The organism is Neorhizobium sp. P12A (genome assembly GCF_008365395.1).
In the GTDB taxonomy this organism is placed as follows: Bacteria; Pseudomonadota; Alphaproteobacteria; order Rhizobiales; family Rhizobiaceae; genus Rhizobium.
Genome location: NZ_QOVX01000045.1, coordinates 1 through 14,465, shown reverse-complemented (window position 1 = coordinate 14,465; position 14,465 = coordinate 1). Strand labels below are relative to the sequence as shown.

Genomic DNA, 14,465 nt, shown 5'->3' with positions numbered 1-14,465 from the left:
GAAGGCGGGCTTTATATCCCGCGTGCCAGGCGCCGCACGCAGCATCCAACTTCTCATCCCGCCAGAAGCCCTGCCCATTCTACGATAACACAAACCGTCATAATCTCTGTGGCGAGGTACTAGTTTGCCAATGCCACGACATCGAAGGCTTTGAAGATCGTCCAAACGATGCCTTCCTTCCGCCGGTCTTTTTTGGGAACAAAACCTGAAGTTCCCTAGTTCGAGACTCGCTTACGCCCCTTTGTAGGCCGGCCCGGCGCTACGGACACTCGCGCCTCGGCCTGCCTTGCCCCGCTATCCTGCGGGCCTTTCTTTCAAAATTGGGATCCTTTCGCGGGCCTCGCAGCTCGCCCCGCCCCACTTTGGTCATGCTGGTCTTTTGGCGCTCACCTCTCTTTCTCATGGCCGCGAGGTGCATGCCGCGTTTAGAGGCATCGAAAATGCTGCTCCCTAGAAGTAGCGTATCGAACGTTGAGCGCTGTGTTGGCGATTCCGCGACAACTTGAATGGCATCGAATCGTCATCGCCAGCGGCTGTTGCTGCTGTCGCGAGCGTCAATTGCGATTGTCGCATATCAGTCCGTGCCAAATCGCAAAGCAAATCGAAAGCCGGCGGTGTATCTAACTTCTGTCGTCATGCTGACGGTTTCCAGCAGGCCCGTCTGCCCCGCCCCCGGCCAGGTGGGCCTTTGTTGGGATTGGAATCCGACACAACATGCTCAGAGCCCTACTCGATATAGCGCTGATGGCCGCTATCGCTCTCATCTGGGTTTTCGGGCTCGCTTTGGCCATCATCGAAATCGCCAAAGCGCTCGGCTGGATCGGCTAAGCAGGCGGCCATTAGGTTTACCTCGCCCTCTTGAGGTCGGATTATGGCCTGCGATCGTCTTCCCAATAGGCGGAGTCTTCGATGGCGCATTCTTCGGGCGACATGCCGTCTTGCCCGCATTCCCGCCAATATCTTGAGGCAACGACCATCGCATACCAGCGCGGGACCAATCCAAACGGCTTGCGTCCGTCGGAACACAACAATTCTATCTGGGTGATAAACCGCCTGCAAAAATCTTCTTCAGTCATTATCGTCACGGCCGGCAGCAGTATAAGAATAGAACATTAACTGCCGATCAATCATCTCCCGAGCGGACCTCGGGGTCGAACATTTGGATTTCAAAATGTCAGCTTCGAAAATGCTTTCTCCTGAACGCGCGGGTCGGATCATCGCGCTCATGGCGGTGGCTCCGAAACCGATCCTTATCCATTGCCAGTCCGGATCCGACCGAACAGGTCTGATTGCAGCGCTCTACATGAAGGAGGTTGCGGGTCAAGATGCACAGGCGGCTGAAAAGCAGTGTCTTTCTACTACGGCCATGTTGGCCTCCCGGTGCTCTTCTCGGCGTATGCGATGGACAGGAGCTGGCATGCAATCGAGACGAGTAACGTTCGTCAGGCTTTAGAGCTGGCGCGGCTTATCCCGAACAGACACTTCGTTGACCGGTTGGCATTATCGTTCGCCGGCGCCGACAGAAATTTTCGCCAGGAGCCGCCGGTCCCTGTTGAACCCTGAAAACGTCGAAGCAATCTCATCTTCACCTGGAGATTTTCACACCTTGCCAAGGTTTTCTAGGAGACATCAAGACGACGACCGACAGGTACGAATTCAGGACTGCATTAGGTCGCAACGCGCTAGCGGTCGGGGGTAACCTCGCCCGGCAGCAACGATGCGCCCCCGCCAATCCCCCACTTCTGCCGGATCACAATCGAACAGTTGAATCACACACTGGATCGCCGAAGATGTTTTGCTAATAAGAAAACCCGCCGGAAGGCGGGTTTTCTCTCGCCGAATCAGACATTCAGCTATTCTTGTGGCTCTGCTGGCCAGCCTTCACATTCTGCTCGTGGGAACCGCCACGAGTTCCCGAAGACTGGTGATTGTTTGAAGGTGAAGCCTGCTTGGTGTCAGTGTTTTTGTGGCTTTGCTGACCAGCCTTGACGTGTTGCTCGTGCGAGCCGCCCTGATTTGCCATGTCATTTCTCCTTGGGTTTAATTCGAGATCGCCTCTGCGATCCCATCTGAAAAACCTCGGGGCGTCGGTGTGGTTCCGGAATTCAACATTTCGTGATCTCCACATTTGGATAGGCCCCTACTTCCCTCTGCGAGAAGCGGCGACATATTTTCGGAGGGGTCGTTGCTCAGCAGGCCTGACGGATACCGCTTACGCCGAGAAAGCCGCGCATCGTTGATGGAGAAGTCGCCTGACTTCCCACTTCTGGAGGATGGTTAAATTAGGTATCTCCCCCACCGACAGAACGTTGATAGAACGAATTGACTACGCCACTTCAGTAAGACTATTTAAGGTTTGCCCCGAAGCGACCCCGAGTAGTTTATTCGTCATGTTCAGGCAGGACGATAGGCGCCTTAATGAGACCAAGGAGAGGGCCATGGACCTTCAGCAGATGTCCGATCAGATGACCGGCAAGCCGGGTTTCGTTGCTGCGCTTGACCAAAGCGGCGGATCGACGCCGGAGGCGTTGCGTCTCTACGGTATCCCGGACACGGCCTATCACAGCGATGCCGAAATGTTCGAACTCATTCATCAGATGCGCTTGCGCATCATCACGGCTCCGTCCTTTACCGGCGAAAAGCTTTTTCAACCGCAGCAAGGTCAACCCTACCCAACGGAATAGCGACCGCTTGCCCGCCCTCGCCTGCTGTGGAGCGATGTCCAGACCTATCCCCTTGCCACCGCCTATCTCGACGCGACCGTGTTCGAAAAGGGACTCGGCGCAGACGAGTCCCTTTCGATATCGGCCACCATCCCTTGCACGCGTTTCGAAACTCGCCACGATCACAGTTACGAATGCAAATGTCGCCCGGTCGAACCAAATGCCTATCCAGCGCGTTGTCGGTCGTCACGGAGCTGCGATGAATCATTATGACAATTTTTTCAGGTCCAATCCCCGGATTTGCGTTCGATCCGACCGTCCGGCGCGCTGTACAAAATCTTCCTCAGCATAAGGTTGTGGATGCCGATGGCCGCTTCCAACAGCTGCTCGAGCGCCTGACCGAAGCTGAGAGCAACAGCGCCTCCCCGTCCTCCACGCGTGAGGAGGGCGCGGTCGCACCTACAGTTGGAGTGACTTATACACCTCCGGCTCGACGGATTGGGCATGAGCCGGAGCGGGCGCTCCGCACTTAGTTCGCAAAAGCGGAGCGACGCCTAGAGCCGGTCTAGCGTCAGTCGTCGGCAGTCTGGAACAATCCCCATAGAAAAAGGCCCCGCACTGCAGCGGGGCAGTCGGGCCGCGGCCGAGGCCAGACCTGGGAAGCGAGTTAATTCTTCTGGTGAACCCTAAGCTGAATGGATCAGGATCTGACCGCACTGATGCCATGAACTGTTGCACGCAGTTCGATGTTTGCCTCATTCCGCAGCCGAGGAGGTTCTAGGGACGGGAACAGTTCTTTTAACGTATCAATCAAACTTTTTACGGCGACATTCTCGCATCTGTAGAAAACAAGCTGCATGTGTTTGCGCGTTTTGACAACGCCCGCGTGCCTTAACCTCCTCAGATGCTGGGATACGGCCGACTGATCAAGGCCTATCGCCTCGTAAATGTCAGTGACGCAAAGTTCTCGTTCACAGAGGAGGAGAACTATCGTCAGGCGATGGGGATTGGCGACTGCGGCCAGCAGTGTCGAAGAAGCATCGATGTCGATCACATGCACTTCCCTTAACGCGTCGTTTGCTAGACGGTAGCCAACCGCAATCACTACAGCGATTCCGCATTTTCGCACCCTAACTGGCCGAAACTGCACTAGACAAGACGCAGGACGATCTTAAAGATTTCCGGGGGTCGAAAAATCGACTTTCGGGCCAATCGCATTGCCTCCCGGGCAGCGGCGAAATAATCGTCTGTGTCATGCCCCCGAAGAGATCGGGGGCATCCGGGCGGACGTCAGATCAGAACTGCTTGCGCAGTCCGATGGTAACCGCATTGGTCGTGAAATCCGTGCTCGACGACGAACCGTCGCGCGCGGTAAAGTTCAGGCTGTCGGCCGCGGTGTAACGGTAGCCGACATCGAGAGTGGTCTTTTCGAACAGCGAGGAGCCCGAGAAAACGCTCTGCAGGTTGATACCGACGCCAGCGTCGAGGTGGTAGGCAAACGCCGTGTCGTCGTCATCGATCAGGGTTCCAGCCCCGCCGATGCCCTGCTTGCGGAGCTTGACGTTCATCGCACCGATGCCGCCGCCGATATAAGGGGTGAAGACCGACAGGACGCCAGTCTGGCCCGCAGGGGCAAGCGGAATGTCGAGGTAGCCGTTGACGAAGCCCTGGATGGTGTCGGCATCGCCATAAGAGTCGATGCCGCTAATGGCACCAAAGCCACTGATGCGATGCTGGTCAACGGAGGCGCTGCCGTAGCCAACTTCGAGTTCGACGCGCGGCGCGACGAATCCATAGGAACCGAAGTTGTAGCCGGCGCGAAGGGCGGTGTAGTAACCCGTGTCGTATTTCGTGTCGACGTTGAGGCCCGCCACATCGAAGTTCGTGTGCTTTAGGAAGTTCACCGAGCTGAGCGAGCCGATGTAGAAGCCCATACCGTTGTCGGAAGCAGATGGCGGCGTCATCGGGGGAACTATGTCAGCAGCGGACGCTGCCGAAACGAGCGACGTGGAGATGAGGGCGGCGAGAAGAAACTTGTTCATTTTGATATCCTGGAGCTTGCCCGATCGGGGCTTTCAAATAGGCGCTTTACGAAACTGAGATAGGGTTTGCGCTCCGCGGGGATCGAATTAAGGCGGACAAATCGTACTCATTGTCGTCACGTTCCCTAAGACTGTTGCTGTCGTGCCACTCGATAGACGCCCCGCGATAGACAATGCGTCCGCCAAACTTTAAGACCCATTCGGGCAGATCGCGCCTCAAAAAGCTGAGCGCCTGTTCGCGAGCACATATGGCAAAATGCGTTGTCACGATTGCCGAGACCGCGACTGCCGGCGCGGTCCCTCGATCTCTTCGAGAATGCCGACTAATTTTCCATCAGGCATGCTCGCAGACCAGCACTTGAAGTCCAGCCCGCCCGCCCGGTGCATGTCTTTGTTGGGGCGGGGTGCCGCTCTTGATGGGTTGCATTTCGGCACAACAGAATTACATTCCCGCAGGTCGGCTCAGCACGCCTGAGCAGTTCCCCTAGTTTTTATCGTGGTCCGTGTAGCTTGGGAGCACTTTGATGTCTTTGCTACCTCTTTTGAGCTTGCCAGATGAAAAGATCGATATCGTAACCGATGCCGTCCGCGGTTGGTGCGAAACCAGGCGTTGTAATGTCAACGATGTCCAAGGACGTGCCGCAGTGCAGACCGCAGTTGCAATCGCGCTTTCGACCGAAAGATTGACTATTGCGGATCTCTCAGCTCGACTGGAAGAGAATCTGATCTCTTCCGCTTAGGTATCGATAGAGCCCGAGCGGTAAGCGGCGGCATCAAACAAGCACCTGCGATAGCAGTCTTTTCGCTTGTCGGCGAATGCGGATGTTGTCGTGATGTCCGAGGAAGAAGAAGGCGGCGACGCCAGCTGATCCGCATTCGAGGCAGCGCCGCCGTTATCGATCCGGCGTATCACGATTTTCGCGTCGTGTTGTCGGGATCGATTATTAGTGCGTCGGACCGCAGACATTCGTCGCAAATCCCGAAGCCTTCTTCGTCGAAATCGTTTGCGCTCTTCGGTCTACGACAGCAATCGCAGATCATCACCGCACGATAGAATTTCTCCGGTACGAGAATCTCGACAAAAGGTCTCGTGTCGGCGTGTTCGGCAGGCTCTCCCATGACGGCCTCCTCACGTAACTTGACTTTATCGAGATGGGGATCCCCGGCCAGAGAATCCAGTGGCGAAATTTCAGGGCGGTCCGGGTCGATACTGTCGGGAATATATACCGCGAAGGCACTGGATTGGCAGCTCCTTTGCCCAAATCAACAAAAAGGAAGGGAACCATCTAGTGTTCTAGGGCTTATGGCGGCGGAATACACCCTGTCGGCAGGACCGGCTGTGGACTCTCGACTAGCTGAGGTGAGGCATGGATCACGTGGTACTTGGGAAGCTTTCTGAAATTCTCGACGTGATCAACCAGATCCGAAGCCTCAACTTCCGCAATCAGCAGCTGGCGAAGGAACTCGAGGCGATCGAAGCGGAGCAGGAGACGCTGTTGTCTCTTGTTCGCCAACTGGAAGCCAGATGCCGCGCCGAGGTAACCCATTATGGTCGATCGCTCAGCGCAAGATCTGCAGGCACCGCTGCTTCGTAGGTCCGACGAGTGGTGCCTGATATGCCGTGATACAGGCCACGAGATAAGCCGGACTGCCGGAAGGCGGGGATCTAGCCCGCGGGGGCTCGATAAACCGTTTACGTTAGCTCAGCTGGCGCCTGCGTTGATCAACGCCTTGAGCGGACGTCGATAAGATTGCTCTGAGAGCGACCGGTACAGCGGACGGTCGAACGGAACAATATCTTCCCATCGCCGCCAGATCACAGGAGCCATCTGCACCTCCGGAGCCTAGCACTACTTTGGCAGAATTGAATTTAGGTTCATTTGGAACCTGATACGGCAGTGTGGACATCGTTGTGGTGTATGGTGGTTTGAGAGTGCGGCTATGACGGCACGCCGGACAGCTGGCAGTGTCGGCTTAGGCGGGCCGTGCCTCTTTCTTTTTTTCCCGCTTTGCCTTGTTGAGGCGCTGATGCTGAAGAAAGGCATAGGCAATCATCCTCATCAACGCGTGTCGGTGTAGGCCCTGCCATGATCGGCCTTCAAAGTGATCGAGGCCGAGTTCTTCCTTCATCTGCTGATGGGCCTGCTCGCAGACCCATCTTGCTTTGATGGCGGCCGCGAGAGCTTTCAAGGTCGCCTCGGCCGGCAGATTGGAGAGATAATATTTGCGCTCGTCGTTTGAACGCCATTCACCAACGAGCCACGCTTCTTCGCCCGGCATGTGCTGCTGTCCCTTGTCGAGGATGCGTTGCGGGTTGCCATCAGCAATCCGAATGCGTAGGGCCGCGAAGCGTGCGGCCAGTCGAGCTTTGGTGCCGTGACGCCAACTGACCTTCTTCCAGGTCGCTCCTTCCAGGATCGCTTCGGCTGCGGTCGACAGCGTATCGGGGATCGAATGCTTGCGCGGTCTTCCATGGCCGGCGACAGGAAAGATCAATGCGACATCATGAGGATAAACCTTCTGATGCTTGGGAATGCCGACGGCCCAGGTGAGATTGCGTGCACTGAGCCCCTGGCGAAACGCAGCCGACAGACCATAGCCGGCGTCGGCAAGGACAGTACCAAACCGCACGCCTGCAGCCATCAGCCGATCGATCTCGTCGAGCGCGATCTCCGGTTTGGTGCGGGATCGGCGCATTTCCTCGGGAATGCCGGCCTTCGCCATCCGATCCTGATCACTGGTCCAGCTCTCGGGCAGGAACAGCCGCAGGCCAACGGGAACAGGAACCTCGTCGCGGGCCAGCGTCAACGACACTAGCGTCTGGCAATTGGCGCGCTTGCCGAGCATCGACGCATACTGCGGTGCGACCCCAACGGAATGGTCGCCCTTCTTCGGAATAGCCGTGTCATCGATCACCAGAAAAGCATCTGAAGCCCCGACAATCCTGTCGGCCCCCACCGCCAGTTCCGCCTCAAGAGGACCGGCATCCCAAATCCCATCCGAGATGAAATGATGCAGGCGGTCGTAGCGATCTGGTGCCAGACGTTCCGCCATCGGCTCGATACTCTTGCGATCGCCCGGTCCGATGAGGCCCGAAATATACACCGGGCACATCTGCCGCCGCTTCTTGTGACCAAGCTTCTCAACGAACGGCTTCAGCCAATCCGTCAATGCAACATGCTGCTCTGCCATCCCATGCACCCTCGTTGGAATGCCAAGGATGGCCGATCATCGTTACCTGAGAGTTAATCTGCCAAAGTAGTGCTAGGCTGCGGAGGCAATACCGGTCTCATCGATCTTCCGGATCGAAATCGCAAAGCTTCCAACAGAAGCTCCATCGTCCGTCAGGTTGGGCAATGCAATAATCAGCTCCGTTGATTGCTCTCGCAAAACTGCCGCCACGAGTTCATATGCGGCGATAGCAGTCGGTTCGGGAAGGATCTCAACAGGCACAATCTTAGCCAACGGCATGATAACCTCGATCAAAGCTTATGGCCCCCGAGGAAGCTTATAACAGCACTTACCTGCGGCGGAAATGCTTCAGTATCACGCGGGATGAAACCGCAGACATCGCCGACCTGTTACCGTTTAACTTCTCCAAAAGCGACGGCGACTAATAGAGCGGGATATCGCGGAGCGCGGTTCAGCGGCGCCGCAGCCGTCAATGTGCTTTGACAATCGCGCTTACTTTCATTCTCCCAATAAAAACCCGGCCATTGCTGACGGGGCTATGTGAGGCCGCATCGTAGAGCTGATGGCTCGGCTACAGCTGGTATCGGCTATGAACCCAGACTTTGGTCAGTGCCACGCTTTGCAATGAAGAGCGGAACTTCTTCGATGTTGGCGAGGACACGCTCCTTTATCAGAAACCGGCGTACGTTCTCGCGAATTGCGGCAATGGGGAAAACTCCCTGCGCAGCCATCCGGCACGCCTTTGACAGCACATGATAGGTGTCGCCCCTCTTCTCCTCCGGCCAGTCGTCGAGAAAGTCGAATACGTCCTCCAAGCTGGCGAGCTCTTGAATATAGCGAGGGTACTTAACGAACAGTGGGTGCTCAAACTTTGTGTCCATCATCGCTATCTCCTTTCCTCTCGGGCGTTCGACGCCGCAAATTTAGGAAATGAGATAGCATATTCAAGACAGAAAATCTTGAGGCCGATGTTCGAGCTGCCAACGGGAGCGTGAGATGAAGCTCTCATTAACGATACAGTCACCTCGTGTTCACTCCCCTAGCGTTAGCTTTGAACCGTCGTCGCGCAGCGACGTTCTCGAAAGCCAAACGCTTAAAGGAGGAACCCCATGAAGAAGTTTATTATCGCGTCCGCGCTCGCCGTCGCTTCCATTGCAGCCAGCGCCATCCCTTCGAACGCTGCTTCAATAGTGGTCACCACCGATGGCGGCCACTACAGCCACCGACACTACGATCGCGATTACTATCGTCGGGATTATTGGCGCCACCACAATCGCCACTGCTTCAATAAGAAGGTGGTGCGCTGGCATCACGGCCATAAGGTCGTCCGCACGGAACGTGTTTGCCGATAAATTGTAAAAGCGTAACCGGTGTGCCAATCACACCAGCAACGCCGTTTGACACCGATCTGAGTTGCGCCCGCAATGCTAATCAGAAGGGGCGCAATCAAAAGGCGATCTATAAAGTCCAAACCACCCTATTCAATCTTTGGAAATCTTGTCGCTCTATGCTTGGCCTGATTGGCCTGGGGTGATTGATGCGCGGGAAGCTTTTTGCGATCTTGACGGGCGTCTTACCTGAGTTCACCCGATTGCGGTCTTGGAAGAGAAATCATATCTGATGTCAGTTTCGGAATTATGCTCAAATCACAGCCTTCAGTCAGCCCACGGCGGTGGCGCCAGGGGATGAACAAAGATTCCGGCGCAATCACTTGCACGGGTATACAGCGGGGGTGAGACACCTAACCAGCAAGAGGCAAACGACGCCTTCACGCTGCGACCAGCCGAATTTTTCGGCCAACCCATTGTTACCATTTGAACTTGGCCGGACAGCGATGCTGGGCCTCACCCGTTTTCAATCATGCGAACGTTTGCGTCTCTCTAAAAGATCGTCGCTTGTTCCGCTTTCGACAACCGAACCGTGGTCGAAGACGAGGATGCGATCGAAGAGTTCGGCCAAGGTCGGATTGGAAAGAACCCAGATGACCGCCGGGTGGTAGTCACCGTCGTGGAGATCGCCGAGCACGGTGCGCACGATCTGGTCCTGGAAACGGTGATCGAGGCCGAGCAGCGGCCGATTGAGGATAAGAAAGTCCGGGCGCTTCAGCAGCGCGCGGGCGAGATTGAGCTTCTGGCGCTGCACAATCGTCAGGCGCTTGCCACCTGGGCCGACATCGAAATCGAGACCGATCGACAACACGTTGTCCTGCATGCCGAGTTGATCGAAGAGATCGCGCATGATGGAATGGATACGCTCCGGTGCATCCGCCTGCTGATGGGCGATCCTTCCGAACAGCACGTTATCCATCAATGTTGCCGACGCGATGAAACGCTCGGGATCGTAGCGTTCCACGACCGCATTGAGATCGGCCGGGATATGTTCATGGAACTCGGCGCGCGCTGCAACGATCTTCGCCATCAGCGCATCGGTCAGCAGGCCGAAGCGGTGCCGGGGCTCGATATAGGAAAAACTCAGCCGGATGATGGCCGCTCGCTCTTCGGGCGTTGCCACGTCAAAGCTGCGGCCGTTAAGCTTCTGCAACAACGCCTGATAGTCCGGAATGTCGTCGGCCGTCATGAAGGTGAGCTGCTGGAAGAACGGATGATCCGGCGGCAGATCGTTGAACAACTCGACCGTGTTCTCGGCGATCTCAAGACCCATTGTATAAAGGTCGATGTCGAGACCGGTCTTCTTGAACAGTGCCTGGAAATAGGGATGGGCCGCTAGCTTCCTGTTGGTCATCAGCGGTCGCTTGAGCGTCCCGAACAGGAGGTTTTCGCCGACCGTTGCCTGCGGATTGTAGGCCGTGAACTCGAAAGGCACGACGAGCCCGTCGAGATCTTCCTCGTTCAGCCGCTGCAGCAGCGCCTGGCGCAGCTCGACGATGCGCGCCGTCATGTCGGCATGCGCGACCGTGTCGACCGTCGAGCGCAGCGCCATGTCGAAAATGTCCTGCGACATGAGGACGGCGTCGAGAACCGGGCGGATGAACCGATAAATATCGTCGGGACCGCTGGCGCCGGCCGCGCGGTAGTCGACCCAATCGCTGTTAAGGTCTAGTTCGGGATTGGCGGCCCTGCGCGCCTCGGCCATCGCCCATTTGAAGGCGGTCGCTGCATTTCCGTCATATTTGTAAGGCTTGAGCGGGGCATGCTTCAGGCCATAGAGAATATTGTCGCGCAGCGTGCCGTGGAAGAAATAGGTGTCGGACGATGCATAGGCGATCCGCCGTCCGGCGAAGGCTTCCGGCATCTCCAGGAGGTCGTGGCCATCGACGGTGACCTTGCCGCAATCCGGCCAGATCAGCCGACCAAAGGCTTCCGCCAGATATTCGCCGCCGCTGCCGCTTTCGCCGACGATCGCCACGCTTTCCCTGAGGTTCATTTCGACCGAAACGTGATCGAGCACGCGCTTGCCGCTGTCATCAATGATAGTCAAATTGACCGCAGTTAGAGGGCCATTCAGATGCGGCGCCAGCTCCGTCGAAACCTTCTGGATCTCGGGATTGATCAGGTGATCGACACTGAACTGCTCGACGACCTGATTGTATTTGACCTGAACGTCCTGACGCGACTGGTCCCAGTCGATCAGTTCCTTCAGCGGGCCGGGCAGATCCTTGTAAGCATTGATCACAGCGACGAGCTGACCGATATCGAGCCTGCCATGCAGGGCGAGAAAACCGCCGATGGAATAGAAGAGGAATGGCGTTACCTGGGCCAGGAAGTTGTTGATGAACTTGACCAGGAACTTCCACTGATAGAGGTCGTAGCGGATCTTGAAGATCAGCCCGAGACGCGCAGCAATATCGGCCCGCTCGAAATTCGAGGTATCGTTGCCATGGATCGTGCCGATGCCGTCGACGATCTCGCCGATGCGACCGGAAAGCTCGCGCGCGGTCAACTGCCGCTGCCGGCCGAGATCAAGAAGGCGCCTGCGCATGCGTGGGATAACAATAGCCTGAACCGCGACAATCCCCGCAGCGATCATCCCGAGCCAGAAATTCTGCATGATGATGAAGACGAGGGCGGTGACCGCTTGTCCGCCGAGAAGTGCCGGCTGGACAAAGGCGTCGCCGGTGAAGCCACCCATCGGCTCCACTTCATCCTTGATCATCGTGGCGATCTCGGCAGCCTTGACGCGCTTGAAATGCGCCGGCGGGAAACGCAGCACGCGATCGACCAGCTCAAAGCGGATGCGGCGAAGCATGCGCTCGCCAAGCCGGCCCTTGTAGGTGTTGATGTAAAGCTTGAAGAGACCGTTCAGGACCACCAGCACCAGAAAGACCAGGCTGAGAGCAATCAGCATCTGGAAGCGTGTGAGCTGCAGGCCGTGGAAGACTTCGACATGGCCAAACAGCGGCAAGTCGTAGGCGATGTGCATGAAGGTCTGGGTGGCGCCCCTGGTCTCGAATCCCTTGCCCTGGATAGGTCCGTTGACGATCTGCTTTGGCAGATCGAAGGACAGGAAATAAGGCACCATCGAAGCCGCCACGACGAGCAGAATCCAGATCTGCTCCAGGCGGGTATTTGACCAGATATAGCGTGCTAGGCTCTTTTCCATGGCTATTCGCATGCTTCCATACGCGACGGCTGGGACGGTCCAGAGGGGCTCAAGAACGTGGCAACAATGTAAAGGAGATTCATTGCAGGTAAGCACCCTATCACAGAAAACAATACCTATCTGTTACGCACGATTTCGAGATTGATCCGCTGAGATGAAGGCCTCAAACCTCAAAGTTAATTCGGACTGGGTGTAACTTTCGCTCCGAATCCTTCAGGCCTACGGTAGCAAAGTGCACCTCGTCTTTCCGAGGACATTTCAACTGCACTGGAAAGCGACCCGTCGGCAAAGCGATAATGAGATCCCCTACCCGATCCTTCGTTCCAAACCGATCGCTTTTTGCGACCCATCAAATGACGCGACGGCGGGTGATCGGGTATCTGACACCGGTACGCTGACACCGGCGCCGGGGCAAGCGAGCACCTAACTAGACACCGGTGCGCGACGTTTTTTTGGGCTTCGGATGGTCTCCGATGAAGCTCAAGTAGCATTACAGGGCAGCTGGCATCGAGCCTCGACTTGCGTCAGTGTTTGCAAAAGCGTTCGAAGTCTGGAGTCTAGTTCGGATGGGACTTCGAAAGCTCGGAGGGACTGCACATGGCGGGCAAGCGCGCTGTCCAGCGCACGACTGGAAAATCGCTTCGCCCCGGTCTCATCGTCCTTTGGTTTTTGGTGCATTTCGCTCAACCCGCCGTGTCCATAGCATTCACGCCAAAGATCGCCGAATATCCAACAGGCGCGCGCCAGGAACTCATTCCTCGCCTATCAGGTCGGCGGCCTGAAGGACACTAACGAGATCAGCCACCTTGCCGAGCGCAAGGTGCGCTCCTGATCGACGAGTGGCTCATCGCCGGTTAGCCACATCGAGGCTTCAGCGAGCTCGCGGTCTGATGCTTCGGTCTGATTGCAGCCCCGGGCTTCGTCATTTCATCGGAGGATCGCGGTAATCTCTGGGGCTTCTGTGAGGCTGAGCCGTCGCTTCGGAAGCCGTTGCCTCTCGACCGACCTTCAGATAGCTCTCTGTCCCGAGTGGAAAGGCGCTGCTGGTGACAATCTAGTGAATGGCGTGGCTCAGCATGCGGTAGGGATGGGCAGCATCGAACTGGGAGATCATCGCCGTGGCCTGCAGCAAGACGCCCTCCACATGAGCGACGTCATCGCGGGCCAGCTCATCGGCATTGACGCGGATCGCCTGCGCCATGTTGGCCGATGCCAGCGCAAAGTGGCGGTTACCTTCGACGTAGGCCTCGCGCGCAGCCCCCTCGAGAACACGCGCGATATCGACAAAGACCTCTTCCCGCTCCTCGATGCTAAGGTCATTTATAATTTTGAGCTTCTCTTCCATTTCGGTCTCACTCTGAACAGATGTGCAATGCTGACCGAGTTCATCGCGCTCGGCCGCGAGAGAGCTAGGAAGAGGAAAATTCCTTTTCAAGAGTTCAGTTTAGCTTGAACTCACCCTCGACACGGCGCCATTCGTTCGGCCCGACCAGGCGCTGGTGTGTGTAGCGGATGGAGTGCAGCGGTCCGTCGAGGCTGTCGCGCCAGAAGTCCAGGAACCTGTGCATCTCGGGGAAATCAGGTGCGAGATCGTAGTCCTGCCAAACATAGGTTTGCAGGACGGATTCGAAGTCTGGAATGCGATAGAGGATATGCGCGGTGGTCAATCCATAGCCATTGAGCTGACGCTCCAGGTCCGATGAGAAATGCATGCTTCATCTCCGTTTCGTGACACTGTGAAGGTGGCGCAAAATTTCCCGGCCATCAACGATTTTCTGAACGCTCAAGGCTGTTTCTTGTTCCCTTCCAGTGCGTTAGCAGCCACTACCTCCGAGTGCTATTTTTTCCTCTCACCCCTCTTGAAATCAAAAAAGACCGAAAATAGATTTTGGCCGCGAACGCTCGATTGAGGTTCGCACCCGCCCGGACTGGTCATCCGGTCCGGCCAGGGTTCTAACGTCATCTTTTTTGTCCAACGGAGGAAAACATGTCGTTCCGACCGCTTCAT

General features: G+C 56.6%; 12 protein-coding genes. 3 read left to right on the top strand and 9 right to left on the bottom strand.

The window, feature by feature from the left end:
• Positions 1-1,849 precede the first annotated feature (1,849 nt).
• A complete protein-coding gene (locus DTW90_RS37495; protein WP_188080188.1) occupies positions 1,850-2,023 on the bottom strand; it encodes a hypothetical protein in 174 nt (57 codons plus the stop codon).
• A gap of 415 nt (positions 2,024-2,438) precedes the next feature.
• Between DTW90_RS37495 and DTW90_RS36175 the strand changes: the two genes are divergently transcribed.
• Positions 2,439-2,684, top strand: coding sequence for a hypothetical protein (locus DTW90_RS36175; protein ID WP_188080187.1), 246 nt, complete (start codon positions 2,439-2,441; stop codon positions 2,682-2,684).
• 679 nt (positions 2,685-3,363) lie between these two features.
• On the opposite strand, the gene DTW90_RS36170 is transcribed toward DTW90_RS36175, so the two are convergent.
• On the bottom strand, positions 3,364-3,717 hold the full coding sequence (locus DTW90_RS36170; RefSeq protein WP_165928042.1) for a metalloregulator ArsR/SmtB family transcription factor: 354 nt from the start codon (positions 3,715-3,717) through the stop codon (positions 3,364-3,366).
• A 241-nt stretch (positions 3,718-3,958) separates the two neighbouring features.
• Positions 3,959-4,705, bottom strand: coding sequence for an outer membrane beta-barrel protein (locus tag DTW90_RS36165; protein ID WP_149344900.1), 747 nt, complete (start codon positions 4,703-4,705; stop codon positions 3,959-3,961).
• Positions 4,706-6,072: 1,367 nt separating this feature from the next.
• Between DTW90_RS36165 and DTW90_RS36160 the strand changes: the two genes are divergently transcribed.
• On the top strand, positions 6,073-6,300 hold the full coding sequence (locus DTW90_RS36160) for a hypothetical protein (RefSeq protein WP_149344898.1): 228 nt from the start codon (positions 6,073-6,075) through the stop codon (positions 6,298-6,300).
• Between the two features lie 379 nt (positions 6,301-6,679).
• Here the strand turns inward: DTW90_RS36160 and DTW90_RS36155 are convergent, their stop codons facing one another.
• The 3 genes from DTW90_RS36155 to DTW90_RS36145 form a co-directional block, all read right to left on the bottom strand.
• Positions 6,680-7,897: an IS701 family transposase gene (locus DTW90_RS36155; RefSeq protein ID WP_149344896.1), complete on the bottom strand. Its 1,218-nt coding sequence runs from the start codon at positions 7,895-7,897 to the stop codon at positions 6,680-6,682.
• Positions 7,898-7,969: 72 nt separating this feature from the next.
• Positions 7,970-8,191, bottom strand: coding sequence for a hypothetical protein (locus DTW90_RS36150; protein ID WP_132528724.1), 222 nt, complete (start codon positions 8,189-8,191; stop codon positions 7,970-7,972).
• A 293-nt stretch (positions 8,192-8,484) separates the two neighbouring features.
• A complete protein-coding gene (locus DTW90_RS36145) occupies positions 8,485-8,781 on the bottom strand; it encodes a DUF982 domain-containing protein (protein WP_149344895.1) in 297 nt (98 codons plus the stop codon).
• Between the two features lie 225 nt (positions 8,782-9,006).
• On the opposite strand from DTW90_RS36145, the gene DTW90_RS36140 reads away from it, so the two are divergent.
• Positions 9,007-9,249, top strand: a complete 243-nt coding sequence (locus tag DTW90_RS36140) for a hypothetical protein (RefSeq protein WP_132528722.1) — start codon at positions 9,007-9,009, stop codon at positions 9,247-9,249.
• Positions 9,250-9,751: 502 nt separating this feature from the next.
• On the opposite strand, the gene DTW90_RS36135 is transcribed toward DTW90_RS36140, so the two are convergent.
• The 3 genes from DTW90_RS36135 to DTW90_RS36125 form a co-directional block, all read right to left on the bottom strand.
• Positions 9,752-12,457, bottom strand: a complete 2,706-nt coding sequence (locus tag DTW90_RS36135; protein WP_149344894.1) for an ABC transporter ATP-binding protein — start codon at positions 12,455-12,457, stop codon at positions 9,752-9,754.
• A gap of 1,054 nt (positions 12,458-13,511) precedes the next feature.
• Positions 13,512-13,802, bottom strand: coding sequence for a hypothetical protein (locus DTW90_RS36130; protein WP_132528720.1), 291 nt, complete (start codon positions 13,800-13,802; stop codon positions 13,512-13,514).
• Between the two features lie 94 nt (positions 13,803-13,896).
• Positions 13,897-14,169, bottom strand: coding sequence for an aspartate-semialdehyde dehydrogenase (locus DTW90_RS36125; RefSeq protein ID WP_149344892.1), 273 nt, complete (start codon positions 14,167-14,169; stop codon positions 13,897-13,899).
• Positions 14,170-14,465: the final 296 nt, after the last annotated feature.